Here is a 24,705-nt window from a genome sequence, read left to right on the forward strand (position 1 = left end):
TTTGCGCCCGTATGAGAAAGACCCGCAGGCGATTTACGCCGAGAGCTTTGCGACCGTGCGCCGTGAGGCCCGCCTCGACCGTTTCGATGCAGGGATGGAGCGTCTCGCGATCCGTCTGATCCATGCCTGCGGTATGGTTGAGGTCGCAGACCGTCTCGCGTTTTCGCCTGATGCCTACACCGCCGGACATGCGGCTCTGAAATCCGGTGCGCCAATTCTGTGTGATTGCGAGATGGTCGGGGCCGGCATTATCCGCCGCTATCTGCCCGCAGATAATCAGGTGATTGTCACCCTCAACGACGCCACGACCCCTGATCGCGCCAAAGACATTGGCAATACGCGGTCTGCCGCGGCTGTGGAGCTTTGGGAGCCGTATGTCGAGGGCGCAGTTGTTGCAGTTGGGAATGCGCCAACGGCACTTTTTCATCTGCTTGAGTTGATTGACCAAGGCTTCCCGAAACCTGCTGTCATCCTCGGTTTCCCCGTCGGATTTGTCGGAGCCGCCGAGTCCAAGGCCGAACTCGCCGCCAACCCGCGCGGCTGTGATTTTGTGGCTCTCCGTGGTCGTCGCGGCGGGTCTGCGATTGCGTCTGCCGCTGTCAATGCGCTCGCGGTCGGCCTGCCGGAGATCGGCGAGACATGAGCAAATGGCTGCACGTCATCGGTATCGGGGATGATGGCCTCGATAGCCTCTCGGAGGCGACGCGTGCCGTGCTCAATGACGTAGAAGTCGTGTTTGGCGCGGACCGTCATCACGGTCTGACCGAGGCCCTTACGGCAGAGCGACGTGCATGGCCCTCTCCATTCAACGCCATGATTGATGATCTCAAAGCCCTGCGTGGTCGTCGCGTTGCCGTGCTCGCGACCGGCGATCCGCTCTGGTATTCCGTCGGCGCGCGCATCGGGCGTGAGATTGGCGCGGACGAAGTCCTCTTCCACCCGCAACTCTCCGCCTTCCAACTCGCGGCCTGCCGCATGGGATGGTCGCTCGCGGATTGCGAAACACTCACGGTCCATGGACGTCCCGTCGAGCAAATGATCCCGTTCCTCGCGCCGGATCAGAAACTCTTGCTCCTGACCCAAGGCGCGGAGACGCCCGCTCAGGTCGCAGACATCCTGACAAAGCGCGGTTTCGGCCCGTCTCGTATGACTGTGCTGGCCCACATGGGCGGAGCGGATGAGGCGCGGTTTGACGGCTTTGCGTTCGATTGGTCCGCAGACGTGCCCGCGTTCCATACCCTTGCGGTCGAATGCATTGCGGAGGAGGGTGCGGCGATCCTTCCTAGGACAGGCCTGCCCGATGACGCCTTCGCCACGGACGGCACCATGACCAAACAAGACATCCGCGCCATTACCCTCGCTAAATTGGGCCCTGTGCGTGGCGGCCTTCTCTGGGATGTCGGATGCGGTTCTGGGTCTGTGGCAATCGAATGGATGCGTGCAGCACGTGATGCCCGCGCTATCGGCCTTGAACGTCGCGCCGATCGTCGCGCGATGGCGGCTGAGAACGCAATCGCCCTCGGTGCGCCCGCGTTAAAGCTGATGGACGCCGAGGCGCCTGACGGTCTTGCGGACCTACCTGCGCCGGACGCTGTTTTCATCGGCGGCGGATTGAGCCCTGAAACCGTTGCGGCGGCTTGGACTGCATTGAAACCGCATGGCCGTCTCGTCGCGAATGCCGTGACGCTAGAAGGCGAAGCACTCTTGCTCGCGCTGCACTCGGAAATGGGCGGCGACCTGACCCGCATCTCCGTGTCGCGTGCGAAACCAGTCGGTCGCCTGACAGGGTGGAAGCCTTCCATGCCCGTGACCCAATGGAGCCTGACAAAATGACCGGCAAACTCTACGGGATCGGATTGGGGCCAGGAGACCCCGAATTGATGACGCTCAAAGCCGCGCGTCTGATCCGTTCGGCGCGCGTCGTCGCCTATCCGACTTTGGCCGGTGGCAGCTCCTTCGCTCGCGCGATTGCCGCAGACTTTATCTCCGAGACGGCCCGAGAACTCGTCATGGACGTGCCCATGACCGTCGCACGCGCTCCGGCGCAGGATGCCTATGACGCCGGTGCGGTGGAAATTCGCGCCGCGCTTGATGCGGGCGACGATGTTGTGGTGCTCTGCGAGGGCGATCCGTTCTTCTACGGCTCGTTCATGTATCTCTTCGCGCGTCTCAAAGACGACTACGATATTGAGATTGTGCCCGGTGTTTCGTCCGTGAACGCCTGCGCCGCCGCTGCGAAACTGCCGCTGGTGGCACGCAACGAACGCCTGACAGTCTTGCCCGCTCCGAACGACGATGCTGCGCTCAACGCGGCGCTGTCCGGTGCGGAAACCCTCGTCCTGATGAAACTCGGACGCCATCTCCCGCGCATTCGCGCGGCGATTGAGGCGGCGGGGCTGACAGACAAAGCTTACTACATCGAGAGAGCCACGACCGGGGAGGAGGTCGTGTGTTCCCTCTCGGAGGCGCCCGAAAAGGCGCCCTATTTTTCCATGATCCTCATCGTGAAAGGGGCCGATCCATGGCTTTGACCCCTGTCGTCATCGCACTTAATGCGTCTGGCGAAAAAACTGCTGCTAAGATTGCCGCAGGACTTGGTGCGCAACTGCATGGCCGCGAAGGCCGCACCTCCGCGGAGATTACCTTTGCGAACGCATTGGACCATACCAGAACGCTGTTCGCGGCGGGTGTGCCGGTAATCGGCGTCTGCGCATCGGGTATCCTGATCCGTGCAGTCGCGCCGCTCCTGAATGACAAGAAGGCCGAACCGCCGGTGATTTCCGTCTCTGACGACGGGTCGGTGGTCGTGCCTCTGCTCGGCGGTCATCGCGGCGCGAACAAGCTCTCCGCGCAAATTGCGGACCTCCTTGACGCGAAGGCGGCGATCACGACGGCGGGGGATGTGTCGATGGGCGTGGCTCTTGATGAGCCGCCGGTCGGTTGGGCTCTGGGCACGCCGGATAATGCAAAAGCGGCGATGGCCGCGATTTTGGCCAATGGTGGTGCGACCGTTTCCGGCGAGGAGGCAGGACGCGCGACGTGGCTCGCCGAAGTTCCAACTGCCGAAGGTGTAGAAATCATCTGCACGACCAAAGATGTGACGCCCGAGGCGGAGACAACATTGGTCTATCATCCGCAGCGTTATGTCCTTGGCGTCGGGTGTTCGCGCAATTGCCCGCCTGAAGAGTTGGAAGCTCTCGTACGAGAGGTGCTCGCGAAGGCGGATCTATCGCCGAAGTCTCTCGCCGCGATTGCAACCGTTGATTTGAAGGCGGATGAACCCGCCATTCTCCAATTGGCGAAAACATTCGATGTCCCGTTGCGTCTCTTCACGGCGGACGAATTAGACGCGCAAACCCCGCGTTGCGCGACGTCTTCCGATGTCGTGTTTGCTGAAATCGGCACCCACGGCGTCGCAGAGAATGCTGCGCTAGCCTGTGCTGGTGAAGACTCAGAGCTCGCCGCTAAGAAGGTCAAAACCGCGATGGCGACCGCAGCATTGGCTGTGTGTGAGGACGTGATCACCGAGCCTGCCGGTCTCAAACGCGGACGCGTTTCGGTCGTCGGGATCGGGCCGGGGCAGGCAAGCTGGCGGACGCCAGAAGTATCGAAATTTGTCTCAGAGGCGGAAGAACTGGTGGGTTACAGCCTCTATATTGATCTTCTTGGTCCGCTGGCTGCAGGAAAAACGCGGAGAGATTTTCCGCTCGGCGGCGAGGAAGACCGCTGTCGTTACGCCTTGGAGCAGGCTGCGAAGGGCAAGAACGTGGCTCTGGTTTGCTCCGGCGACGCGGGCATCTATGCCATGGGTGCGCTCGTGTTTGAACTCTTGGACCGCACGCCAGAGGAACATGGCGTTTCCGATGCCGCCCGTCGCGTTGAGGTCATTTGCTCGCCCGGTGTATCTGCGCTCCAAGGTGCCGCAGCACGTGCAGGTGCGCCGCTCGGTCACGATTTCTGTGCAATTTCGCTCTCCGATCTTCTGACAACGCGCGACGATATCGTCCGCCGTCTCAAGGCCGCTGCAGAGGGTGATTTTGTCATCGCCTTCTATAATCCGGTCTCGAAAAAGCGTCGGACGCTCTTGGCCGAGGCGCGGGACATTTTGCTCGAACACCGCCCCGCAGACACGCCTGTCATGCTGGCGTCCAATCTCGGACGCCCGACGGAGCACGTGCGCTACCGGAGGCTCGATGAGCTGGAAGTGGATGAGGTCGACATGTTGACGGTTGTCCTCATCGGGTCGTCGAATTCGCGGTTGGCGCAACTCGGGGAGGGGCCGCGCATGTTTACGCCGCGCGGCTATTCGCGCCGGATTGACGGCGATCTTAAGGACGTTGGCAACCGCCATCTGGAGGACTGAGTATGACTGTCTATTTCATCGGCGCAGGGCCGGGCGATCCGGAACTTCTCACCAAAAAAGCAGAACGGATTATCGGGGAATGTCCGGTGTGTCTGTATGCGGGTTCACTGGTGCCGGAAGAAGTCGTCGCCTGTGCCCCTGAGGGCGCGCGCGTGCTGGATACAGCACCAATGACGCTAGACGACACACATGCGGAAATCAAAATGGCACATGAAAAAGGCCAAAATGTTGCGCGTGTGCACAGTGGGGACCCTTCTCTGTATGGAGCGATTGCGGAGCAAATTCGCCGTTTGCGAGCCGATGGCATCGATTATGAGATTATCCCGGGTGTACCCGCCTATGCGGCTGCGGCTGCCGCTCTCGGACAGGAACTCACGATTCCCGAGATCGCTCAGTCTATCGTTCTGACCCGCGTGTCGATGAAATCGACGTCCATGCCGGAGGGAGAAACGCTCGAGAATTTTGCGAGAACGGGCGCGACTTTGGCGATACATCTCGGCATTCGGAACCTGCGAGAAATCGAACGTCAACTCGCGCCCTACTATGGGGCGGATTGTCCCGTCGCTGTGGCGTATCGCGTTGGCTGGCCGGATCAGATGTTGATCCGCGGCACGCTATCTGACATCCGAGAAAAGGTGCGCGACGAGAAAATCACTCGCACGGCTCTGATACTTGTCGGGCCAGCGCTTGGGCAGATTCCGGACTTTAAAGACTCCGCTCTCTACGATCCGCAGATGCCGCACGTGCTACGGCCAAAGGTGAAAAACGCAGGCGAGTGATCTCGATTTTGTGCACTTTATACTTTTGGTTAGCTTGACCTTTAGGTTTCTACGCACAACTCTATCCTTAGGATAAAGTGCGCGGAGTATCAAAATATGACAGGTTATTTGCCGAAAGAAGTCCGCGAAGGTCTCGAACTGGCGCGCAAACGCGCGGAGAAAAAGCGCTCGCGTTTGCGAGTGCGTGTCGAGGATCAGACCTATCCGATTTTGCGGTCTTGGGATAGCGGTTTCGCGCTTGATCGCGGAGACGCGGATCATTTGCGCGGATTGGTTGATGTCTATGACGGCACACGCCATCTATATCAGGCGCTGATCGTTGCGTCCCGCTATGAGGACGACGAGATGGCGTTTGAATTCAAGCGCGCAACGAAAGCGATGGACAAGCCGCCATTGGATTATGATCGGCCCGATGACGCGCCGATCGCTCTCTTGCCGCGATAATCTTACTGCAGATCCGCGAAGGCCTCTTTGAGACGCGCGCAGGCGGTCTCGACGAGACTGCGCGGCGTCGCGAGATTGAAACGCAAGAAGGGTTCACCCCCTTTGCCGAAACTCGGCCCATGGTTTGGCGCGATATGCGCAGTGTCTTGGACCCGCGAGGTGTATTCCTCTGCCGTCATGCCGGTGCCGGAAAAATCTACCCAAGCGAGATAGGTGGCCTCCAGCGGCATGGAGGTCAGGCCCGGAATGCTTGCGATTGTCTCATCGAAAATCTTGCGGTTGCCATCGAGATAAGCAACGAGTTCGTCCACCCATGCGGCCCCTTCTGGCGTGTAGGCAGCGGTTGCCATCTCGAGCCCGAACGAGTTTGGCGAAATTCCCAGACCCGCCATGCGAGCGGCGAAAACGTTGCGCAATTTTTCATTTGGGATGATGACGTTGCCAGAGTGTGTGCCAGCAATATTGAACGTCTTTGTCGTCGCGGTCATCATCACGAGCCGATCTTCGATCCCCTCGATGAGTGCCATTGGTGTATGTGTATAGCCCGGCATCACGAGATCGTGGTGAATTTCGTCAGACACGAGAATGAGGTCGTGGCGTTTGCAGAAGGCTGCGACGCCTTCCAGTTCGTCACGGGTCCAGACACGTCCCCCTGGATTGTGCGGAGAACAGAACACCAGCATTGTCTCCTTACCGGTCATCTGCGCGTCCCACGCTTCGAAATCCATGACGTATCGCCCGTCTTCGAGCGCGAGTTCACATGATGTGATGTCCCGTCCGGCGGCTTTGATCACACGGTGAAACGCGTGATAGACTGGCGTCATCAGAACTACGGCATCACCCGGCTTGGTGAGGGCATCGACGCAAAGTCCGGTGCCGTTGACGAGGCCATGTGTTGTGAAGATCCACTCCGGCTCAACATTCCATCCGTGACGCGTGCTCATCCACCATTGGATCGCCGCCAGATAGGCACTGTCATCCCCGTGGTAGCCGTAGATTCCGTGGGCGGTCATCTTTTCCAGCGCAGCTTGCACCGTGGCGGGCGGGCGGAAATCCATATCCGCGACCCACATCGCGATGCCGTCATCTGCGGGCACGTTGTACAGCGCTTCCATCTTGTCCCATTTGGCACAGCGGGTGCCGAAGCGGGGGATCACCTCGTCAAACAGGGAATTGCTCATATGACATCCTTTCATACTTGCCCGCAGTTAACCGTTCAAAAGCCACAAGTTAAAGGGCGATTCCCGCGCAGCGGGGCTTGCATCTCGTCTCAGCGGCTAGAGAACGCCCTTTTGCGCTCCATTCCGCCCCTTGCGCCCCATTGCGTCGTGACCCGCCATCGCCTAAATGCAAGGCATGACCTTGAAACCGATCCTCATCCACCCCGACCCGCGCCTTAAAAAGGTGTGCGACCCTGTGACCGAATTCGACTCGGATTTGGCGCGGCTCGCTGATGACATGCTTGAAACCATGTATGATGCGCCGGGGATCGGTCTTGCGGCCCCGCAGATTGGCCTTACGAAGCGGTTGCTGGTGATGGACTGCGCCAAAGAGGCGGATGGCACGCCGGAGCCGATGGTGCTCGTGAACCCTGCGGTGACGTGGGAGAGCGAAGACAAGAACGTCTACGAAGAGGGCTGTCTCTCCATCCCCGGCCAGTATGCCGAGGTGGAACGCCCGAAGATGGTGCGCGTCAGTTGGCTTGATGTTGAAGGCAAGAGCCACGAAGAAGAGTTCGACGAGCTCTGGGCGACCTGTGTCCAGCACGAGATCGACCACCTGAACGGCGTGCTCTTCATTGATTATCTCAAGCCGCTCAAGCGCCAGATGATCACCAAGAAGATGCAAAAGCTGAAACGCGAAAAGGCCCGTTCCTGATGGCGCTGCGCGAAATCGTGCTTTGGCCCGATGCGCGTCTGAGCACAGTTTGCGCGCCCGTTTCCGAGATCACCGACGACATTCGTCACCTTGTCGTGGACATGTTCGAGACAATGTATGACGCACCGGGCCGTGGCCTCGCGGCGCCTCAGGTCGGAGAATTGATCCGTCTATTCGTTATGGATGCAACGTGGAAAGAAGGTGAGAAATCGCCGCTCGCAATGATCAATCCGGAAGTCGTGAGTGTTTCGGAGGAAGTTTGCGAGATCGAGGAGGCGTGCCTTTCCATTCCCGGTGTGTCCGCGCATGTGACCCGTCCGACGCGCATTGAAATGCGGTGGAAGGATCTCGATGGAGAGATCCAAACCCGCGCGTTCGAGGGCGTAGACGCCCGCATCATCCAGCACGAGTTCGACCATCTCGAAGGTCTCGTGCATTTCGACCGTCTTGATCCCAAATCCCGTTCTCTCCTCGAGGAGGCTTACCTATGACCCAGCGCCCGTTTTTGCCCTATCCGGACAAGCGCTTGCGGACGGCTGTTCCGCCTGTCACGGAAATCACCGATGAAATCCGCGCGATCTGGAACGATATGGTCGAAACGATGGATGCGATGCCGGGCTATGGCCTCGCTGGTCCGCAGATCGGAGTGATGCAGCAGCTCGCCGTCGTGGATTGCTCGGAAGAGCGCGGGAAGGCGATCAAGCTGGCGAACCCAGAGATTCTCCATGCGTCCGCTCAACCAAGGGAACACGAGGAGGCCTCCCCAAACCTGCCGGGAATGTCCGCCGTGATTTCCCGCCCTCGTGCTGTGACTGTCCGCTTTCTCAATGAGAGCGGCGAAATAGAAGAGCGCGACTTTGTGAACCTCTGGGCGACGTCCGTGCAGCATCAGATCGACCATCTCAACGGCCGGATGTATTTCGACAATCTGAAACCCGTGAAACGTCAGATGTTCCTGAAGAAGGCGAAGAAAACGGGAGCCATCAAATGAGAGTTGTGTTCATGGGCAGCCCGGAGTTCTCCGTTCCCGTGCTCGACGCGCTTGTCGAGGCGGGGCATGAGATCGCCTGCGTTTACTGCCAGCCGCCGCGTCCGGCGGGTCGTGGCAAGAAAGACCGCCCGACGCCAGTTCAGGCGCGTGCCGAGGAACTTGATCTTCTTGTCCGTCACCCGATCAACTTCAAAGATCCCTCTGATGTGGAGGAGTTCGCCGCGCTCGACGCAGATGTTGCTGTCGTCGTGGCCTACGGCCTGATCCTGCCGCAAGCGCTGCTCGACGCGCCGAAACACGGGTGCCTGAATATCCACGCATCGCTCCTGCCGCGTTGGCGTGGCGCTGCCCCGATCCATCGCGCGATCCTCGAAGGCGATGAGAAAACGGGTGTCTGCATCATGCAGATGGAAGCAGGTCTGGACACTGGGCCTGTTTTGCTCTGTCAAGAAACGCAAATTACGGCAGAAGACACCACCGCCATCCTTCATGATCGCCTTTCGGAGATGGGGTCTGATGCGATTGTCGTCGCGCTTGATGCCTTGTCGCAACTTGTGCCTGAACCTCAGCCAGAGGCCGGCGTCACCTACGCGGCCAAAATCGATAAGGCCGAGGCCAAAATCGACTGGACCCGCCCGGCGACCGTAATTGACCGCCAAATCCGTGGACTATCGCCATTCCCGGGCGCATGGGCCATGCTGAACGACGAGCGGATCAAGTTCCACATGTCGCGCGCGGTTTTGGGCAGCGGCCAACCGGGAGACGTGATCGGAGATTTCACCATCGCCTGCGGTGACGGCGCGGTTGAAATTTTGACGGCACAGCGCGAAGGTAAACGCGCGATGCCGGTCTCGGAAATCCTGAAAGGTCTCGAGCTCCCGATCGGCAGTCGTTTTGAGTGAGGAGTTTCCATGTTCATGGTTCTGATGGGAACTGTTATCATTGCCGGAATCGTTGGCTATGTTTCTGAAAAGACAGGCTTCACCCGCAATGGCATTCTGCAGTCCATTATTATCTGCGTGGGCGGCGCCTTTCTGGCATACTTTGTGAAGATCATGTTCGGCTTTGGTTTTCGAACCCCGGGCATCAATGCGATTGTCGCCTCGCTCGGATCTTTGATTATCGTGCCGACCCATTGGCGAAATCGGTAGGAGAGGGATATGCCCGTTCTGTTCTTGATCATCGTGGGGGCTGCAGCAGGGTTTATTGCCACCCGTGTGATGGACGTCAAAACGGATATATTCACAACAATCCTGATCGGCATGGCAGGCGCTCTGATCGGCGGGCTAGTGCTCCGCGGCGTCCTGTTGCTCACCGGCATGGCTGCAGGGTTTGTTGGTGCCTTGCTCGGGGCGATGTTGCTGATTTGGGTATGGAAGACGCTTCGGGGGCGCCGCTAAGTGCTTTGGTTCCTGAGCATTCCGGGAATGGCCGTGCGGCTTGTTTTTGCGCTTGGGCTTTGGCTCATGTTCCGTCCGGGTGGATGGTTCGTTGCGTGCTGTCTCGCTATCGCCGCAACATGGTATTTCTGACCAGTCAGGATCGCGGAGGACGGCTCTTGTAAACCGGAAGAGACCAGCCCCAGATGAGGCTGCCGGAACGAAGTGCAAAGGTCATAAACGCACCCGCCGTGAAATACACTGTCCTCGGAAATTCAAAATAAGACGCTAATAGCATTGTGATTGCGCCAGCGAGTGCGGCGGAGGCATAGATCTCGCCTTGCTTGAGAATGAGCGGCACTTCGTTGCACACCACGTCGCGCATCAGGCCGCCAAAACAGCCCGTCGTCACCCCCATGAGGGCCACAATCACAGGCGGTTGGCCGAGTGTCATCGCGACGCCTGCACCCGCGACCACTGCGACCGGCAGAGCGATGGCATCGGCCCACATCAGGGCTTTTAAACGGCTCTCAAAAAGGTGCGCGGTGAAAAACACGACCGTCGCCACGACGCAGGCGATGACGATATAGGTCGGATTGGCGATCCAGAACACGGAGTCGCGGTTCAGAAGCACGTCGCGCAACGTGCCCCCTCCCACCGCCGTCAGACAGGCGATGAACGCGAAGCCAACGATATCAAGCTGTGCGCGTGACGCCGCCAAAGCTCCCGAAATTGCGAACACGATAACCGAGGCATAATCGAGAGCGGCGAGGGGCGTCATGAGGCGACCTTCTTGAACGGGGCCATGCCCTCGCGCGCCAACTCATCGGCGCGTTCGTTCTCCGGATGCCCCGCGTGCCCCTTGACCCATTCCCACGTTACATCGTGGTTTTGCTGAGCCGCATCAAGGCGTTGCCAAAGGTCGACGTTCTTAACCGGTTTCTTGTTTGAGGTCTTCCAACCGTTCCGCTTCCAGCCGAAAATCCAACCTGTTACCCCGTTCTTCACGTAGGCACTGTCGGTCACGATGGTGATCTTTGTCGGGCGTCCGAGCGTCTCAAGCGCGGAGATCGCCGCTAGCAACTCCATCCGATTGTTGGTGGTTTCCGGCTCACCGCCATTGAGCGTCCGCTCTTTGATAACGGTTTCACCTTCCTTCGCCTGAAGCAAAGCGCCCCAGCCACCCGGGCCAGGATTTCCGGAGCATGCTCCGTCGGTATATGCGTAAAATTCAGCCATGACAGAGAAGGGTGATAAAGCGCCCTGTGCTCCCGTCAAGCCCTTCGCCCTGCGAGATGCGCCGTGCGAGGATTGAAAAGCCTGCTTCGGTTAGATGGGCCTCTAATTCTTCCTCGCTGTAATAAGTGTAAAACCGTCCGATTTTGTCCGGACCTTCACCCGCGCCGAGCTTCATCGCGACGTGGAATTTTCCCGCCTGTTTGAGCGCGCGATGAACTCGTGCGAGTAAATCGGGGAGTTCGGTTCGTCTGGCGTGCAACAAACTGAAATTCGCCCAAATCGCGTCGTAGGTGTGCTCGGCGTCCAACTCGACAAATTGCGCTTGCCGCGCGTTGACCTTCGGGTGCTTAGATGCCCGCGCTACCATCTCTGCTGACGCATCCCATGCGTCGACGTCGCAACCGTGGTCTGCGAACCACGCAGCATATTGGCCAGGGCCGCATCCGAGATCCAAAACCTTCGCGCCGTCGGGAAGTCCCTCAATCAGGGCTTTTGCCTCGCGCACCTCATAGAGCGTCTCATTCCGTTTCGCATAGGCGTCGGCCTGTGCGTCGTAGACGGCGATGGTTGGCTCGTCGGTGCTCATGGGCGGCATGCCGCTTTACGCGGTTTCACGCAGAACGCGCGGCACTTTGAATTCGACGTTCTCCTGCGCGGTTTCCACAAGCTCGACGGTCACGTCGAACCGCGCTTTGAACGCGTCGATCACTTCGTTGACGAGCACTTCTGGTGCCGACGCCCCAGCGGTGATGCCAACGGATTTAATGTCGCCAAGAGCGCGCCAGTCGATGTCATCGGCACGTTGCACTAGCTGCGAATAGTCGCAGCCGTTCGCTTTTCCAACTTCTACAAGACGTTTGCTATTCGAACTATTGGGCGCGCCAATCACCAAAAGAGCGTCGATATTTGAGGAAATTGCTTTCACGGCCGCTTGGCGGTTCGTGGTCGCATAGCAAATATCTTCTTTATGCGGCCCGACTATTTTCGGGAAGCGGGCGCGGAGTGCGGCAATCACATCCACCGTGTCGTCCACAGAAAGCGTCGTCTGCGTGATAAACGCCAGTTGATCCGGATCGCGAACCGTCAGCCCCGCCACATCTTCAGGCTTTTCGACCAACAGAACCTCGCCATCGGGCAGTTGCCCCATTGTGCCAATGGTCTCAGGGTGGCCGGCATGACCGATCATGATCATCTGCAACCCGTCGGCGTGATGGCGCTCTGCCTCGATGTGAACTTTGGAGACGAGCGGGCAGGTGGCATCTACGTAAACCATCTCGCGCCGCGCGGCTTCGGCGGGCACTGCCTTCGGGACGCCATGCGCCGAAAAGATCACTGGACGGTCGTCGGGGCAGTCTTCCAACTCTTCGACAAATATCGCGCCTTTTTCCTTCAGGCCATCGACTACGAATTTGTTGTGGACGATCTCATGCCGGACATAGACGGGCGGTCCCCATTTCTCGATCGCCATTTCGACGATCTTGATGGCTCGATCAACACCCGCGCAGAATCCGCGTGGCGCAGCAAGATAGAGAGTGAGTGGTGTCATGGTCAAAGCGCGCTCCTGTTCCCCTATGAGGTATTGTCTCCGGACGGCGATGGCAACGGGACAAAATAAAACCCCCGCCGTGAAGCGGGGGTTTGCAGTCAGTTTTGTGCGTGTGTTCGGTGCGTTTAGTCGTCGTAGTTGCCTTCTTCGCGCGGTTCACGCGGCGGGCGGCCGATGACATCACGAAGGTCGCTGAGTTCGATGAAGTTATCAGCCTGACGGCGCAGTTCGTCCGCAATCATGGGCGGTTGCGTTTTGATCGTGGAGACCACGGAAACACGGACGCCTTGACGCTGGAGGCTTTCGAGCAGCGGACGGAAATCACCGTCGCCGGAGAAAAGCACGATGTGATCGACGTGCGGCGCCAATTCCATCGCATCGACAGCCAGTTCGATGTCCATGTTGCCTTTGATTTTGCGGCGACCCATCGAGTCAGTGAACTCTTTTGCGGGTTTCGTCACCATCGTGAAGCCATTGTAGTTCAGCCAGTCTACAAGCGGGCGAATGGGCGAATAGTCATCGTTTTCGAGCAGTGCGGTATAGTAGAACGCGCGAAGCATTTTTCCGCGGCGCATAAATTCCTGCCGAAGCAGTTTGTAATCAATGTCGAACCCGAGCGATTTAGCGGCCGCATAAAGATTCGAACCATCGATAAACAGAGCAAGGCGTTCATCTTTGTAAAACATTCAATGGTCCTTTTTGTTGTTCTTGGGCCAACCGTAATACGATTGGTCAATATTCGCTTTACACAGACGATCATATTCGACCTATGGCTCGAAAAGAACTTGTCTAAAGGGATATCTCGGGGGTCAAATGGGTCAGGGTGCAGAAAAGGCAAATCTGCGACGCATCTTTGTAGCGATGGGGGCCAATCTGCCTTCGACAGCAGGTGAACCGATCGACACGTTGCGTGGCGCTGTGGCCGCGTTGCAGGCGCTCGGGCTTCACGTCAGCGCGGTGAGTCGCGTCTTTGAAACCCCCTGTTTCCCCGAAGGTGCAGGTCCTGACTATCTCAATGCGGCCCTTGAATTGCAGAGCGATTTGCCTGCCGAGACGATCCTTAGCGTTCTTCACGAGGTCGAGGCGCAATTCGGGCGCGTGCGCGAAACCCGTTGGGCGGGGCGATCGCTTGATCTCGATCTTCTTGCCGTCGAGGACCTTATCGCCCCGGACCGAGAAGGTGTAGAGCGCTGGATCAACATGCCGCTGGAGCTTCAAATGAAGAGCGCGCCTGACACGCTCATCTTGCCACATCCACGCATTCAGGACCGCGCGTTCATGCTGATTCCCTTTGCCGATGTGGCACCCGATTGGAAGCATCCGCTTTTGGGGCAAACCGTGCAGGAAATGCTGGATGCCCGTCCGGCGGGGGAGAAAACCGGTGTGAAAGCGCTCGACGGCGTCGAAATCCCCCTGAAATAAGGCCAAAGGGCGCTTGTCATTCAGTATGCGAGCGCCTAAATAAAGCCTTTGAACTGATACCCCCGTCAAACGATTGGAGTTCCCATGGCCCGCGTGACCGTTGAAGATTGCGTCGATAAGGTTCCGAACCGCTTCGAGCTTGTGATGCTTGCTGCACACCGTGCGCGCGAGATTGCGTCTGGTTCCTCTCTGACCGTGGACCGTGACAACGACAAGAACCCCGTTGTTGCTCTGCGCGAGATTGCAGAAGAAACCCAATCCGCTGAATCGCTGCGCGAGCGCATGATCGAGAGCCATCAGACCCAGATCGAGGTCGATGAGCCGGAAGACGATCAAATGGCTCTGCTGATGGGTCAGGAAACGGACAAACCGGCAGACGACGACATGTCCGAAGAGAAACTGCTCCGCGCACTGATGGAAGCACAAGGCCAATCCTGAGGGATTGGAGAGACGACGAAGGCCTGCCTTCGCTAAAGGAGTTTGCGAACCAAAATGATCGACGTCGAAGACCTGATCGCCCTGGTTCGCAATTATAACCCCAAGACAAATGCTGACCTGATCCGAGAGGCCTATGCCTATGGCCTCGAGATGCATGAAGGTCAGTTCCGTCGGTCGGGTGAACCCTATTTCACCCACCCCGTCGCCGTTGCCGCCATCCTGACCGAGCAATCGCTCGATGATGCGACGATCATCACGGCCCTTCTTCACGACACGATCGAAGACACGCGCGCCTCCTATCAGGAGGTCTCCCGCCGTTTTGGTGAGGAAATCGCCGAGCTTGTCGATGGCGTGACCAAACTCACGAACCTTCAGCTTTCCTCGACCGAGACCAAGCAGGCGGAAAATTTCCGCAAGCTGTTCATGGCGATGTCGAAAGACCTGCGCGTGATCCTCGTAAAACTCGCTGACCGTCTGCACAACATGCGGACGATCAAATCCATGCGTCCGGAAAAGCAGCTTCAAAAAGCGCGCGAGACGATGGATATCTTTGCGCCGCTCGCGGGCCGGATGGGTATGCAGTGGATGCGCGAGGAACTCGAGGATCTCTCGTTCCGCGTCATCAACCCCGAGGCGCGCAACTCGATCATCCGCCGTTTCATCACGCTTCAGCGCGAAACCGGTGATGTGATCCACAAGATTACCAACGATATCCGTACCGAGCTTGAGCGCGAGGGGATTGAGGCGGATGTGTTTGGGCGCGCGAAAAAACCGTATTCAATCTGGCGCAAGATGGAGGAGAAGCAACAGAGTTTCTCCCGTCTGTCAGACATTTATGGCTTCCGCGTCATCACGCGTTCGGACCTCGATTGCTACCGGGTTCTCGGCGTGATCCACCAACGCTGGCGCGCGATTCCGACGCGGTTCAAGGACTACATCAGTCAACCGAAGTCGAACGGCTATCGCTCCATCCACACCACCGTATCGGGCCGTGACGGCAAACGCGTCGAGGTGCAAATCCGCACCCGTCAGATGCACGAGGTCGCGGAATCCGGTGTGGCTGCGCACTGGTCCTACCGTGATGGTGTCCGCGCGCAGAACCCGTTTGCGGTTGATCCGACGAAATGGCTCACGACGCTCACCGAGCGGTTCGAGAACGCGGAGGACCACTCCGAATTCCTCGAACACGTCAAAATGGAAATGTATTCCGACAAGGTGTTCACCTTCACGCCCAAGGGCGAAGTGGTTGCTTTGCCGAAAGGGGCGACGCCTCTGGACTACGCCTATTCCATCCACACGCGCATCGGCGATAGCTGCGTCGGCGCAAAGGTGGACGGTATTCGCGTCCCGCTCTGGACCCGTTTGAAGAATGGTCAGAGCGTCGAGATCATGACAGCCGAGGGCCAGCGCCCGCAGGCGACATGGCTCGATATCGTTGTGACGGGACGTGCAAAAGCCGCCATTCGCAAAAGTCTGCGTGAAGAGGACCGTGAACGGTTTATCAAGCTGGGCCGCGAGCTTGCCCGTGTGGCGTTTGAGCACGTTGGTCGCAAGGCAACGGAAAAGGCGCTCGCAACCGCTGCAAAGCAACTCTCGCTTGAAAACAGCGAGGAACTTCTCTCGCGTCTCGGGTCCGCTGAACTCACGGCGTCGTCTGTTGTCCGCACGGTTTATCCGGAACTCGTGCGTGAGAGCGGCGAGATCGACAGCCAACGCGCCGTCCTCGGTCTCTCTGAGGGGCAGAGCTATCATCAGGCCCAATGTTGTCAGCCGGTTCCGGGCGAACGTATTGTCGGCATCACCTATCGGGGCAAGGGCGTCGTGATTCACACGATCGACTGCCCGACCCTCGAGGCTCTGGAAAGCGAGCCGGAGCGTTGGGTGGATTTGCAATGGCACGCTGGCCCGCACGCGGCAGAGCATACCGTTTCTCTTGATCTGACGATCTCGAACGACACCGGTGTTCTCGGGCGTATTTGCTCTTTGATTGGCGAGCAAAAGGCCAATATCTCAGATTTGAAATTTATTGATCGAAAACCTGACTTCTATCGCCTCATTGTCGACGTAGAACTGAGAGATATCGAACATCTGCACGCCGTCATGTTGGCCCTTGAGGCCGAAAGTGACGTGGCGCGGGTGCGGCGACATCGGGATCTGGGCAGACGCCCCTGAGCGCGTCGAGGGTAGAACGTGGTTTTCAAACGCCGGGACAAGCTGACACCACTCCAGTGGTTGGGGCAACTGCTCTGGCCCAAGAAAGGCTGGGCGCGCGCGGCGCAGTATCTCAAACACCGCTTGCACCGCCTTCCTGACACACCTGAGAAGATTGCCCGTGGCGTCTTTGCCGGTGTGTTCTGTGTCTTTACGCCCTTCTACGGCCTGCATTTTGTCCTCGCCTTCATTCTCGCGAAGATCATGCGTGGCAACGTGGTTGCCGCTCTTCTGGCGACCTTTGTCGGCAATCCTCTGACCTATGTGCCTATTGGTGTGATCTCCCTCAAAATGGGCCACCTGATCCTAGGCACGGAGTTCGATCACCACCAAGAGCGCAGCTTTGTGGGCAAGAGTTACGACGCACTTGATGATCTGCAACGCAACTTCTTCGCGCTCTTCACCGATCGTGACGCGGATTGGACCGGGCTGGGCCGGTTTTTTCACGAAGTCTTTCTTCCCTATTTGGTGGGTGGAATCGTTCCCGGTCTCATCGCGGGGCTTGTGGCCTATTACGTGACCCTGCCCATGATCGCGGCCTATCAGTTGCGCCGTCGGCGTAAATTAAAAGCCAAACTCGAAGACCGCCGCCAGAAAGCCAAGATCAAAGACGCGCCTCTGGATAAGGTGACGCACAAGCCTTGATCGACACGATCAGAGATTGTGGCTTTGCTTTCCGGTCACGGACGCTATTTTCGCACCAGATTAATCGTCAGGAATAGAAGACCATGACCACCGAACTGCGCCTCGGCATGAATATCGACCACGTTGCGACCGTGCGAAATGCGCGCGGCTCTGCCTATCCGGATCCGGTGCGCGCAGCCAAGCTCGCGGAAGAGGCCGGTGCCGACGGGATCACCGCGCACCTGCGCGAAGACCGTCGTCACATCACCGACGCCGATATCGAGGCGCTTGTCGCTAACCTGACTGTGCCGCTCAATTTCGAGATGGCTGCGACAGATGAGATGCAGGCCATTGCCCTGCGTCACAAACCGCACGCCGTTTGCATCGTTCCTGAAAAGCGCGAAGAGCGCACGACCGAGGGCGGTCTCGAAGTCGCGCGCGAGGAAAACCGCCTCGCCCACTTCATCGCGCCGCTGCGCGAGGCCGGATCGCGTGTATCGATCTTCATCGCTGCCGACCAGCCGCAGATCGAAGCGGCCCACCGGATCGGTGCTGCCGTGGTCGAACTGCACACAGGCGCCTATTGCGATTTCCACGCCGAAGGCAAATTCGCGGAGCGTGATGACGAGCTTAAACGCCTGACAGACATGGCCGAATTCGCGCATGGTCTGGGTCTTGAGGTCCACGCGGGCCACGGCCTGACCTACGAAACGGTCAAACCGATCGCGGCCCTTCCTCAGATCGTCGAATTGAACATCGGCCATTTTCTCATTGGCGAAGCGATTTTCCGCGGGATCATTCCGGCCATTCATGAAATGCGCCGCCTGATGGACGAAGCGCGCGCGGAGGGATGACATGATCCTCGGCATTGGCTCTGATCTCGCGAATATCGACCGGATTTCCGGCACGCTGGAGAGGTTCGGAGACCGGTTCAAAAATCGCGTTTTTACCGAGATCGAGCAGGCCAAGGCCGAACGTCGCCGCGATGTGGCCGGAACCTATGCGAAACGCTGGGCCGCGAAAGAGGCCTGTTCCAAGGCGCTCGGCACCGGCCTCGCGATGGGGATTTCGTGGAAGGACATGGCGGTCAAAAACCTCCCGACCGGACAGCCGATCATGGAGGTCACGGGCTGGGCGAAAGACCGTCTCGACCAGATGACGCCCGCAGGTCACGAAGCGATCATTCATGTGACCCTGACCGACGATTACCCGTGGGCGCAGGCCTTTGTCGTCATTGAGGCGCGCCCCAAGGCCGGTTAAACCGCCAAAAACCTGCGTTTCTAGGGGTATCGCTTGACTCCCAAGTGCTTGCCTTTCATATCGCCAAGGTAAAAATACCCCACATGCTTTCCAACAAAGCCCACAAGGATGAATTCGATGAGCAGCGGCAAAGATAACCTGATGGAAACCGTCAAAACGGTGGTTTACGCGCTCTTGATTGCGGGCGTGTTCCGGACGTTCTTTTTCCAGCCGTTCTACATCCCATCCTCGTCCATGAAAGACACGCTGCTCATCGGTGACTTCCTCTTTGTGAACAAGATGAGCTACGGTTTCTCCAAGTGGTCCTGCCCGCAGATGGTCAACTTCCTCTGCCCGATCTCCGGGCGCATCTTGGGATCAGAGCCTGAGCGGGGGGACATCGTTGTGTTTATGCACCCGACGCAGGAACGTGTTTTCGTGAAACGTTTGATCGGTCTGCCGGGGGACAAGGTGCAGGTCAAAGACGGTGTGGTCTTCATCAATGGCGAAGAGGCCGTGCAAACCCCTGATGGTGCCTTTGTTGAGACGTTCGAGCCGCAGGGGGCCCAAGGCCGCTATCCGTCCTGTTCCAACGCTGCACCGGGTCGTGGTGGGGACTGTATCAAAGAAAAATTCATCGAGACGCTTCCGGGCGGGCACGAGCACTCGATCCTGAACGTGCGGACCATCTCCGTCGATAATACGCCGGTCTACACGGTTCCTGCCGACAACTATTTCTTCATGGGTGATAACCGTGACAACTCTGCCGACAGCCGCATGGCGCAATCCGCGGGCGGTGTTGGCTATGTCCCTGAAGAGTATCTCCTCGGCAAAGTGAACCGCGTGATCTTTTCTTCTGCCGGTCAACGTCTGCTCTACTTCTGGACTTGGCGCTCCGACCGTTTCTTCAAGGCACTACAGTGAAGATTTCCGCCGATCTCCAAGCGTTTCAAAAACGCCTCGGGCATGAGTTTTCTCAGCCCGATTTGCTTGTGCGTGCGCTGACCCATAGCTCCATTTCCTCGCCGACCCGTCCGGACAACCAGCGCCTCGAATTTCTTGGGGACCGTGTGCTTGGCCTGACCATGGCAGAGGCACTGTTTGAAGCGGATAAAACCGCGTCCGAAGGCCAGCTCGCTCCCCGTTTCAACGCGCTCGTGCGTAAAGAAACCTGCGCAGACGTGGCCCGTCAGATTGATATTGGCGCGGTGTTGAAACTTGGCCGTTCCGAGATGATGTCCGGCGGACGTCGCAAAGAGGCGCTTTTGGCCGACGCGATGGAGGCGGTGATTGCCGCCGTATACCGCGACGCTGGCTTTGATGTTGCGAAATCTGTTGTGCGCAAACTCTGGGGCAAACGGATCGAGACCGTGGACGCCGACTCCCGTGACGCCAAAACCGCGTTGCAGGAATGGGCTCAGGCCCGCGGGCAGAAGCCGCCGAAATACACGGAAATCGCCCGCAAGGGTCCGGACCACGCGCCGGTTTTCACAATCGAAGTGTCTCTCGAAAGCGGTGAGTCCGCACGATCCGAGGCACCCTCGAAACGTCAGGCCGAACAGGCCGCAGCAAAATCTCTACTGACCGAATTGGAGGCCAAGAATGGCTGATACACGTGCAGGCTTCGTGGCTCTGATCGGTGAGCCGAACGCTGGTAAATCCACGCTTTTGAATGCGATGGTCGGGGCGAAAGTCTCCATCGTGACGCACAAGGTGCAAACCACCCGCGCCCGCATTCGCGGCGTGGCCATTGAAGGCGATAGCCAGATCGTCTTTGTCGATACGCCCGGAATCTTCAAACCGCGCCGTCGTCTCGACCGCGCGATGGTCACGGCCGCTTGGGGCGGGGCTGCGGACGCGGATGTTGTGGTCCTGATGATCGAGGCGCACAAAGGTGTCACCGAAGGTGTCGAAGCCATCCTCGCCGCCCTCGACGAACACGCCAACCCGCGTCAGAAAATTGCCCTCGCAATCAACAAGATCGACATGGTCGATGTTGAGAAGCTCCTGAAAATCGCGAAGGACATGAACGAGCGCCGCGAGTTCGTCGAAACCTTCATGATCTCCGCAGAGAAGGGCAAAGGTGTCGCCGATCTGCGCAAATGGCTCGCGAAAGAGGTGCCGGCTGGCCCGTGGCTCTACCCCGAGGATCAGATCGCCGATCTGCCGATGCGCATGATCGCGGCAGAAATCACCCGTGAAAAGCTGACCCTGAACCTCCATCAGGAACTGCCCTACCAGTTGACGGTTGAGACCGAGAACTGGGAAGAGCGCAAGGATGGCTCCGCCAAGGTTGATCAGGTGATCTACGTGTCCCGCGACGGTCACAAGGGGATCATCCTCGGCAAACGCGGCGAGACGATCAAACGCATCTCCCGCGCCGCGCGTGAGGAACTGTCCGAGTTCGCCGGTCGTAAAATCCACCTCTTCCTACAGGTGAAAGTGCGCCCGAACTGGCTCGAAGAAGCTGAGCGCTATGGCGAGATGGGTCTCGATTTCAAAGACGGAAACTGAACGCCTCCGCGCGTGGTGAGGAATAGATCATGGCCCGTCTGACCGCTGATCTCTGGGTGTCCGCCTATCTCACCCGCCTGCGTCTTTCTGACATTCCCGCCTTCGTTACCCGCAAAGGCGACGCGACGGCGGGCGCTGTGATGGTCAAGCTCAACACGCTCGACGGGCAGGCCAAGGCGTTTCAGCGCGAATTCAACATCCTTGAGGACCGCCGTGATTGGGCCGTTCTGGCAGAGGGCGACGAACGCGATGTGGATGCCGCTCTCTCAAAGCAGGCCAGTTTCGATCCTGATCTCTGGATCATCGAAGTCGAAGACCGGCAAGGGCGCAGTCTGCTTGATGAGCCTGGCTTGTCCGACTGAATTTGCGATCAGAGCGATGCCCGCTTCAGGCGTCGCTTATTTCGGCGCAAAAGGTGTCCGATCCCGATAAAGCCGAGCCCTGCTATGACAAAGGCCACGGAGAGGATCGCAAACCAGCGGGCCACCCCATCAACCCCGAGCGTTGGCAGGTCCACGAAGAAATACGGATACTTACCATCGAGACTCCCGCGCCAGAGTGCGTAGATGAAATAGCCGAGCGGGTAGACGAGCCAGAGGAAGGCCGTGCGCAATTCATGCGCCTTCTTGCCCCAGACCGCCCAGAACACGAGAACTCCGATCGGGTTCACGGTATGATAGAGCGCATTGGCCCAGAAATCCGCGCCGACACGCACGAGGCTCCGGTCCACCAAAATCCCGTGCCAGACCCCTGCGACGATGGCGATCCAGAGCGCAATCCCGGACATCCAGAACGCGGATAGCCCGCGGCCCGTGCGGACCATATGCGTGAACAGGATCAGGATCAGACCGTTGGTCATCACAGTGAAATAGCGCGCCATCGCCCAGAGCGTCTGGAGCGCCGTGTCGTCCGGATGCTCGATCTGCGAGGACTGGAACTGACAGACGTGCGAGACGAGGGCGAGCACGGCAATGAGGCCTGCCGAGGCGCGGGCCGCCGGCGTGAGGGGAGGAGGCGTCTCATGCTTCATGCTGCGGAGGCTAAGGTGCGCGATCCACTCCGGCAATAGCTCTTGCGTTCGGACGGGGGCACCGACACATTGTCCGCATGGAGTGGCGCGATCAGGGCACAGTTTTATCCGTGCGCAAACACGGCGAGACCTCGGTGATTGTCGAGATGTTCACCGAAAATCACGGCCGCCATGCGGGTGTGGTGCGCGGGGGTATTTCGCGAAAGATGTCGCCTCATCTCCAACCCGGCACACAGCTCACGGTCACGTGGAAAGCGCGTCTTGAGGACCATTTGGGCAGCTTTACGTTCGAACCGCTGAAAAGCCGTGCTGCCGCGACGCTCGGTGATCCGCTGGCGCTCGCAGGACTGGGTGCGATGACTGCACTTCTCTCTGCGGTCCTGCCGGAGCGCGAACCGCACGGTTATCTCTATGCGGAGAGCCTGTCTCTCTTTGACAAACTCGGGATCGATCCGAACTGGCCTCTCAGCTATCTGCATTGGGAGGTGTCGCTGCTTGAGGAATTGGGCTTCGGTCTTGACCTGACGGCCTGCGCTGTCACCGGTTCACCCGATGATCTGGTTTACGTATCGCCCAAGACGGGCCGCGCGGTGTCGCGCCAAGGGGCGGGGGAATGGGCGGATCGTCTCTTGCCCCTGCCGCAATGTCTGCTCGGGCAATCCTCTCTCGACTACGCCGAAATCGCGCTGGGTCTGAAAACGACGGGGCATTTTCTCGAAAAAATTTCCGCCGAACTCGCGGACCGCCCTCTCCCCGCCGCGCGGGACCGGTTTTGGGACCGTCTCATGAGAAAGGCGGCGCAATCAGCACCGCCTTTCTGAACAGGTCAGGACATCGCGGTCAGGAGAGCAAGCGACGCGCGATAACCTGTGCCTGAATTTCGCCTGCGCCCTCAAAGATGTTGAGGATACGCGCGTCACACAGCACGCGGCTGATCTGGTATTCGAGGGCAAAGCCGTTGCCGCCGTGGATTTGCAGCGCGTTGTCTGCCGCTGCCCACGCGACACGCGCGCCAAGCAGTTTCGCCATACCGGCTTCAAGGTCACAGCGGTGGCCGTGGTCCTTTTCCCAAGCCGAGAAGTAGGTGAGCTGACGCGCAACCATGATTTCGACGGCCATCATCGCGAGTTTGCTGCTCACGCGCGGGAACTCGATGAGGGCTTTGCCGAACTGCTTACGGTCCTCACCATACTGCATCCCAATCTCGAGCGCGTTCTGCGCCACGCCGATGGCGCGCGCTGCGGTCTGGATGCGGGCGGACTCGAAGGTCTCCATGAGCTGTTTAAAGCCCTTGCCCTCTTCGCCGCCGAGCAGGTTTTCGGACTTCACTTTGAACCCGTCAAAGCCAAGTTCGTATTCCTTCATGCCGCGATAGCCGAGCACCTCGATTTCGCCGCCGGTCATGCCGTCTGTCGGGAACGGGTTTTCATCCGTGCCGGCCTCTTTCTCTGCGATGAACATCGACAGACCTTTGTAGTTGTCGGTCGAGGGATCGGTGCGGGTCAAAAGCGTCATGATGTTCGCGCGCGCGGCGTGGGTGATCCACGTTTTGTTGCCCGTCACTGTGTAATGTTCGCCGTCTTCGTCCTTCACGGCGCGGGTGCGCAGGGAGCCGAGGTCAGAGCCGGTGTTCGGCTCGGTGAACACAGCGGTCGGGAGCACTTCAGCGGCGGAAATCTTCGGCAGCCACTGCGCTTTCTGCTCGTCGGTGCCGCCCGCGAGGATCAGTTCAGCTGCGATTTCAGACCGCGTGCCGAGAGAGCCAACGCCGATGTAGCCACGGGACAGTTCTTCGGACACAACGACCATCGCCGCCTTGGGGAAACCAAAGCCGCCGAACTCCTCGGGGATCGTCAGGCCGAACACGCCCATTTCGGCGAGCTCTTCGATGACCGACATCGGGATGAGTTCGTCTTTGAGGTGCCATTCGTGGGCATAGGGCACAACCTTGTCATCGGCATAACGGCGGAACTGGTCGCGGACCATTTCCAACTCTTCATCGAGGCCGGAAGCCCCGAAGGTCGCATGACCGTGGTTGTCGCGCATGAGCGCCACGAGGCGGTTCCGTGCGGAGAGGGAATTGCCCTCCAGCATGAGTTTGACGACTTCATTGTGGCTCGGCTGCACGAGGCCGAGGCCGAGATCGGACAGGCGCACGACTTCGCCTTGGTTCATCGGAATGCCGCCGTAGATCTGGTTCAGGTATTCCCCGAACGCGATCTGGTGGATCAGCTGTTCCATTTCACCGAAGGTGCCGGCCTCAGACAGAGCCTCAGCCCATTTCTGCATCTGACGGAGAGCTTCCACATAGGTTGCAAGCCATGCGAGACCATGTGCCGCAGTCTGGTTGGCTTCGACTTTCGCGTTGGAAATACGGCCACCGTCCATGAATTCGGCACGGAGCGCTGCGCGCGCACGATCAAGCAGCGCTTCTACGGGCGCGACAGCCGCACCGGTCAGGGTCAGCAGGTCGGGCAAAATCGGGTTCGTCATGGTCATCTCCTGTCGATCAAGGGCCATGGAATCTCTCCTCCTTGGATTTCATGTCTGTCTAATCCTTTCGCAGTCGCAGCGCAATAATATTTTGATATGGGCGTTTTTGTTGATT

The 24,705-nt window shown here is 58.8% G+C and carries 32 protein-coding genes; 24 read left to right on the plus strand and 8 right to left on the minus strand.

All coding sequences use genetic code 11. The annotated features are described in order from the left end of the window. Position 1 precedes the first annotated feature (1 nt). From LA304_RS02435 to LA304_RS02460, 6 genes are all read left to right on the plus strand, one after another. Positions 2-643, plus strand: coding sequence for a precorrin-8X methylmutase (locus LA304_RS02435; protein WP_224501538.1), 642 nt, complete (start codon positions 2-4; stop codon positions 641-643). After that, positions 640-1,833: a precorrin-6y C5,15-methyltransferase (decarboxylating) subunit CbiE gene (gene cbiE / locus LA304_RS02440; protein WP_224501539.1), complete on the plus strand. Its 1,194-nt coding sequence runs from the start codon at positions 640-642 to the stop codon at positions 1,831-1,833. The genes LA304_RS02435 and cbiE overlap by 4 nt, the downstream gene beginning before the upstream one ends. Beyond that, a complete protein-coding gene (cobI, locus tag LA304_RS02445; RefSeq protein WP_224501540.1) occupies positions 1,830-2,531 on the plus strand; it encodes a precorrin-2 C(20)-methyltransferase in 702 nt (233 codons plus the stop codon). Before cbiE ends, cobI begins: the two co-directional genes overlap by 4 nt. Then, on the plus strand, positions 2,522-4,363 hold the full coding sequence (cobJ, locus tag LA304_RS02450; RefSeq protein ID WP_224501541.1) for a precorrin-3B C(17)-methyltransferase: 1,842 nt from the start codon (positions 2,522-2,524) through the stop codon (positions 4,361-4,363). The genes cobI and cobJ overlap by 10 nt, the downstream gene beginning before the upstream one ends. 2 nt (positions 4,364-4,365) lie before the next feature. Beyond that, positions 4,366-5,142 (plus strand): precorrin-4 C(11)-methyltransferase, encoded by a 777-nt coding sequence (gene cobM / locus LA304_RS02455; RefSeq protein ID WP_224501542.1) that lies wholly within the window; start codon positions 4,366-4,368, stop codon positions 5,140-5,142. Between the two features lie 96 nt (positions 5,143-5,238). Then, positions 5,239-5,586 (plus strand): hypothetical protein, encoded by a 348-nt coding sequence (locus tag LA304_RS02460; RefSeq protein ID WP_224501543.1) that lies wholly within the window; start codon positions 5,239-5,241, stop codon positions 5,584-5,586. Positions 5,587-5,588: 2 nt separating this feature from the next. Here LA304_RS02460 and LA304_RS02465 read toward each other — a convergent pair whose 3' ends face one another. Beyond that, the gene (locus LA304_RS02465) at positions 5,589-6,767 is read right to left on the minus strand and encodes a MalY/PatB family protein (RefSeq protein WP_224501544.1); all 1,179 of its coding nucleotides are present in this window, start codon (positions 6,765-6,767) and stop codon (positions 5,589-5,591) included. A gap of 175 nt (positions 6,768-6,942) precedes the next feature. Here LA304_RS02465 and def (LA304_RS02470) point away from each other — a divergent pair, with 175 nt between their 5' ends. The 7 genes from def (LA304_RS02470) to LA304_RS17805 are packed head-to-tail and all read left to right on the plus strand — an operon-like array spanning position 6,943 to position 9,987. Continuing rightward, positions 6,943-7,464, plus strand: a complete 522-nt coding sequence (gene def, locus LA304_RS02470) for a peptide deformylase (RefSeq protein ID WP_224502466.1) — start codon at positions 6,943-6,945, stop codon at positions 7,462-7,464. Then, positions 7,464-7,955, plus strand: coding sequence for a peptide deformylase (gene def / locus LA304_RS02475; protein WP_224501545.1), 492 nt, complete (start codon positions 7,464-7,466; stop codon positions 7,953-7,955). The genes def (LA304_RS02470) and def (LA304_RS02475) overlap by 1 nt, the downstream gene beginning before the upstream one ends. Next, entirely contained in the window at positions 7,952-8,455 is a 504-nt protein-coding gene (gene def / locus LA304_RS02480) for a peptide deformylase (protein ID WP_224501546.1), read from the plus strand. The genes def (LA304_RS02475) and def (LA304_RS02480) overlap by 4 nt, the downstream gene beginning before the upstream one ends. Then, a complete protein-coding gene (gene fmt, locus LA304_RS02485; RefSeq protein WP_224501547.1) occupies positions 8,452-9,357 on the plus strand; it encodes a methionyl-tRNA formyltransferase in 906 nt (301 codons plus the stop codon). Before def (LA304_RS02480) ends, fmt begins: the two co-directional genes overlap by 4 nt. A gap of 9 nt (positions 9,358-9,366) precedes the next feature. Further along, the gene (locus LA304_RS02490) at positions 9,367-9,606 is read left to right on the plus strand and encodes a hypothetical protein (RefSeq protein WP_224501548.1); all 240 of its coding nucleotides are present in this window, start codon (positions 9,367-9,369) and stop codon (positions 9,604-9,606) included. A 9-nt stretch (positions 9,607-9,615) separates the two neighbouring features. Next, positions 9,616-9,855, plus strand: coding sequence for a GlsB/YeaQ/YmgE family stress response membrane protein (locus tag LA304_RS02495; RefSeq protein ID WP_224501549.1), 240 nt, complete (start codon positions 9,616-9,618; stop codon positions 9,853-9,855). Further along, positions 9,856-9,987 (plus strand): hypothetical protein, encoded by a 132-nt coding sequence (locus LA304_RS17805; protein ID WP_263491220.1) that lies wholly within the window; start codon positions 9,856-9,858, stop codon positions 9,985-9,987. It begins immediately after the preceding gene. A gap of 4 nt (positions 9,988-9,991) precedes the next feature. Here LA304_RS17805 and LA304_RS02500 read toward each other — a convergent pair whose 3' ends face one another. The 5 genes from LA304_RS02500 to LA304_RS02520 all read right to left on the minus strand — a co-directional run bounded on the left by LA304_RS02500 (position 9,992) and on the right by LA304_RS02520 (position 13,305). Beyond that, a complete protein-coding gene (locus tag LA304_RS02500; protein WP_224501550.1) occupies positions 9,992-10,615 on the minus strand; it encodes a trimeric intracellular cation channel family protein in 624 nt (207 codons plus the stop codon). Then, on the minus strand, positions 10,612-11,073 hold the full coding sequence (gene rnhA, locus LA304_RS02505; RefSeq protein WP_224501551.1) for a ribonuclease HI: 462 nt from the start codon (positions 11,071-11,073) through the stop codon (positions 10,612-10,614). Before rnhA ends, LA304_RS02500 begins: the two co-directional genes overlap by 4 nt. Then, on the minus strand, positions 11,066-11,659 hold the full coding sequence (locus LA304_RS02510; protein WP_224501552.1) for a class I SAM-dependent DNA methyltransferase: 594 nt from the start codon (positions 11,657-11,659) through the stop codon (positions 11,066-11,068). The genes rnhA and LA304_RS02510 overlap by 8 nt, the downstream gene beginning before the upstream one ends. Before the next feature lie 15 nt (positions 11,660-11,674). Then, on the minus strand, positions 11,675-12,625 hold the full coding sequence (ispH, locus tag LA304_RS02515) for a 4-hydroxy-3-methylbut-2-enyl diphosphate reductase (RefSeq protein WP_224501553.1): 951 nt from the start codon (positions 12,623-12,625) through the stop codon (positions 11,675-11,677). Positions 12,626-12,744: 119 nt separating this feature from the next. Then, entirely contained in the window at positions 12,745-13,305 is a 561-nt protein-coding gene (locus tag LA304_RS02520; protein ID WP_224501554.1) for a LabA-like NYN domain-containing protein, read from the minus strand. Positions 13,306-13,432: 127 nt separating this feature from the next. On the opposite strand from LA304_RS02520, the gene folK reads away from it, so the two are divergent. The 10 genes from folK (at position 13,433) to LA304_RS02570 (ending at position 21,429) form a co-directional block, all read left to right on the plus strand. Further along, positions 13,433-14,041, plus strand: coding sequence for a 2-amino-4-hydroxy-6-hydroxymethyldihydropteridine diphosphokinase (folK, locus tag LA304_RS02525; protein ID WP_224501555.1), 609 nt, complete (start codon positions 13,433-13,435; stop codon positions 14,039-14,041). A gap of 84 nt (positions 14,042-14,125) precedes the next feature. Next, positions 14,126-14,479 carry a DNA-directed RNA polymerase subunit omega gene (gene rpoZ / locus LA304_RS02530; protein WP_224501556.1) on the plus strand — a complete coding sequence of 118 codons (354 nt, stop codon included), beginning with the start codon at positions 14,126-14,128 and terminating at the stop codon, positions 14,477-14,479. Positions 14,480-14,533: 54 nt separating this feature from the next. Next, positions 14,534-16,651 (plus strand): RelA/SpoT family protein, encoded by a 2,118-nt coding sequence (locus LA304_RS02535; RefSeq protein ID WP_224501557.1) that lies wholly within the window; start codon positions 14,534-14,536, stop codon positions 16,649-16,651. A gap of 18 nt (positions 16,652-16,669) precedes the next feature. Next, positions 16,670-17,335 carry a DUF2062 domain-containing protein gene (locus tag LA304_RS02540; RefSeq protein WP_224501558.1) on the plus strand — a complete coding sequence of 222 codons (666 nt, stop codon included), beginning with the start codon at positions 16,670-16,672 and terminating at the stop codon, positions 17,333-17,335. 83 nt (positions 17,336-17,418) lie between these two features. Beyond that, a complete protein-coding gene (locus tag LA304_RS02545; protein WP_224501559.1) occupies positions 17,419-18,168 on the plus strand; it encodes a pyridoxine 5'-phosphate synthase in 750 nt (249 codons plus the stop codon). A 1-nt stretch (position 18,169) separates the two neighbouring features. Beyond that, positions 18,170-18,574: a holo-ACP synthase gene (gene acpS / locus LA304_RS02550; protein ID WP_224501560.1), complete on the plus strand. Its 405-nt coding sequence runs from the start codon at positions 18,170-18,172 to the stop codon at positions 18,572-18,574. Positions 18,575-18,682: 108 nt separating this feature from the next. Then, positions 18,683-19,477, plus strand: a complete 795-nt coding sequence (lepB, locus tag LA304_RS02555) for a signal peptidase I (protein WP_396022170.1) — start codon at positions 18,683-18,685, stop codon at positions 19,475-19,477. Further along, positions 19,474-20,163 carry a ribonuclease III gene (gene rnc, locus LA304_RS02560; RefSeq protein ID WP_224501562.1) on the plus strand — a complete coding sequence of 230 codons (690 nt, stop codon included), beginning with the start codon at positions 19,474-19,476 and terminating at the stop codon, positions 20,161-20,163. Before lepB ends, rnc begins: the two co-directional genes overlap by 4 nt. Then, positions 20,156-21,067: a GTPase Era gene (era, locus tag LA304_RS02565; protein ID WP_224501563.1), complete on the plus strand. Its 912-nt coding sequence runs from the start codon at positions 20,156-20,158 to the stop codon at positions 21,065-21,067. The genes rnc and era overlap by 8 nt, the downstream gene beginning before the upstream one ends. A gap of 29 nt (positions 21,068-21,096) precedes the next feature. Next, positions 21,097-21,429, plus strand: coding sequence for a DUF1491 family protein (locus tag LA304_RS02570; protein ID WP_224501564.1), 333 nt, complete (start codon positions 21,097-21,099; stop codon positions 21,427-21,429). Positions 21,430-21,437: 8 nt separating this feature from the next. Here LA304_RS02570 and LA304_RS02575 read toward each other — a convergent pair whose 3' ends face one another. Continuing rightward, positions 21,438-22,097 (minus strand): Pr6Pr family membrane protein, encoded by a 660-nt coding sequence (locus LA304_RS02575; protein ID WP_224501565.1) that lies wholly within the window; start codon positions 22,095-22,097, stop codon positions 21,438-21,440. Between the two features lie 77 nt (positions 22,098-22,174). On the opposite strand from LA304_RS02575, the gene recO reads away from it, so the two are divergent. After that, positions 22,175-22,918: a DNA repair protein RecO gene (recO, locus tag LA304_RS02580; protein WP_224501566.1), complete on the plus strand. Its 744-nt coding sequence runs from the start codon at positions 22,175-22,177 to the stop codon at positions 22,916-22,918. Between the two features lie 19 nt (positions 22,919-22,937). Here the strand turns inward: recO and LA304_RS02585 are convergent, their stop codons facing one another. Next, positions 22,938-24,617: an acyl-CoA dehydrogenase family protein gene (locus LA304_RS02585; RefSeq protein ID WP_224501567.1), complete on the minus strand. Its 1,680-nt coding sequence runs from the start codon at positions 24,615-24,617 to the stop codon at positions 22,938-22,940. Positions 24,618-24,705 lie beyond the last annotated feature (88 nt).

It is taken from the genome of Celeribacter litoreus (genome assembly GCF_020165855.1).
Taxonomy (GTDB): domain Bacteria; phylum Pseudomonadota; class Alphaproteobacteria; order Rhodobacterales; family Rhodobacteraceae; genus Celeribacter; species Celeribacter litoreus.

Bases quoted from the DNA above. Each gene is read 5' to 3' on its own strand.
- LA304_RS02535 (WP_224501557.1), top strand. From the start codon at position 14,534: ATGATCGACGTCGAAGACCTGATCGCCCTGGTTCGCAATTATAACCCC.
- acpS (WP_224501560.1), top strand. From the start codon at position 18,170: ATGATCCTCGGCATTGGCTCTGATCTCGCGAATATCGACCGGATTTCC.
- LA304_RS02465 (WP_224501544.1), bottom strand. From the start codon at position 6,767: ATGAGCAATTCCCTGTTTGACGAGGTGATCCCCCGCTTCGGCACCCGC.
- def (WP_224501546.1), top strand. From the start codon at position 7,952: ATGACCCAGCGCCCGTTTTTGCCCTATCCGGACAAGCGCTTGCGGACG.
- folK (WP_224501555.1), top strand. From the start codon at position 13,433: ATGGGTCAGGGTGCAGAAAAGGCAAATCTGCGACGCATCTTTGTAGCG.
- fmt (WP_224501547.1), top strand. From the start codon at position 8,452: ATGAGAGTTGTGTTCATGGGCAGCCCGGAGTTCTCCGTTCCCGTGCTC.
- def (WP_224501545.1), top strand. From the start codon at position 7,464: ATGGCGCTGCGCGAAATCGTGCTTTGGCCCGATGCGCGTCTGAGCACA.
- rnhA (WP_224501551.1), bottom strand. From the start codon at position 11,073: ATGGCTGAATTTTACGCATATACCGACGGAGCATGCTCCGGAAATCCT.
- cobJ (WP_224501541.1), top strand. From the start codon at position 2,522: ATGGCTTTGACCCCTGTCGTCATCGCACTTAATGCGTCTGGCGAAAAA.
- LA304_RS02585 (WP_224501567.1), bottom strand. From the start codon at position 24,617: ATGGCCCTTGATCGACAGGAGATGACCATGACGAACCCGATTTTGCCC.
- LA304_RS02495 (WP_224501549.1), top strand. From the start codon at position 9,616: ATGCCCGTTCTGTTCTTGATCATCGTGGGGGCTGCAGCAGGGTTTATT.
- era (WP_224501563.1), top strand. From the start codon at position 20,156: ATGGCTGATACACGTGCAGGCTTCGTGGCTCTGATCGGTGAGCCGAAC.
- LA304_RS02575 (WP_224501565.1), bottom strand. From the start codon at position 22,097: ATGAAGCATGAGACGCCTCCTCCCCTCACGCCGGCGGCCCGCGCCTCG.
- LA304_RS02500 (WP_224501550.1), bottom strand. From the start codon at position 10,615: ATGACGCCCCTCGCCGCTCTCGATTATGCCTCGGTTATCGTGTTCGCA.
- def (WP_224502466.1), top strand. From the start codon at position 6,943: ATGACCTTGAAACCGATCCTCATCCACCCCGACCCGCGCCTTAAAAAG.
- LA304_RS02545 (WP_224501559.1), top strand. From the start codon at position 17,419: ATGACCACCGAACTGCGCCTCGGCATGAATATCGACCACGTTGCGACC.
- LA304_RS02520 (WP_224501554.1), bottom strand. From the start codon at position 13,305: ATGTTTTACAAAGATGAACGCCTTGCTCTGTTTATCGATGGTTCGAAT.
- LA304_RS02460 (WP_224501543.1), top strand. From the start codon at position 5,239: ATGACAGGTTATTTGCCGAAAGAAGTCCGCGAAGGTCTCGAACTGGCG.
- recO (WP_224501566.1), top strand. From the start codon at position 22,175: ATGGAGTGGCGCGATCAGGGCACAGTTTTATCCGTGCGCAAACACGGC.
- rpoZ (WP_224501556.1), top strand. From the start codon at position 14,126: ATGGCCCGCGTGACCGTTGAAGATTGCGTCGATAAGGTTCCGAACCGC.
- cobI (WP_224501540.1), top strand. From the start codon at position 1,830: ATGACCGGCAAACTCTACGGGATCGGATTGGGGCCAGGAGACCCCGAA.
- LA304_RS02490 (WP_224501548.1), top strand. From the start codon at position 9,367: ATGTTCATGGTTCTGATGGGAACTGTTATCATTGCCGGAATCGTTGGC.
- cbiE (WP_224501539.1), top strand. From the start codon at position 640: ATGAGCAAATGGCTGCACGTCATCGGTATCGGGGATGATGGCCTCGAT.
- LA304_RS02570 (WP_224501564.1), top strand. From the start codon at position 21,097: ATGGCCCGTCTGACCGCTGATCTCTGGGTGTCCGCCTATCTCACCCGC.
- LA304_RS02510 (WP_224501552.1), bottom strand. From the start codon at position 11,659: ATGAGCACCGACGAGCCAACCATCGCCGTCTACGACGCACAGGCCGAC.
- cobM (WP_224501542.1), top strand. From the start codon at position 4,366: ATGACTGTCTATTTCATCGGCGCAGGGCCGGGCGATCCGGAACTTCTC.
- lepB (WP_396022170.1), top strand. From the start codon at position 18,683: ATGAATTCGATGAGCAGCGGCAAAGATAACCTGATGGAAACCGTCAAA.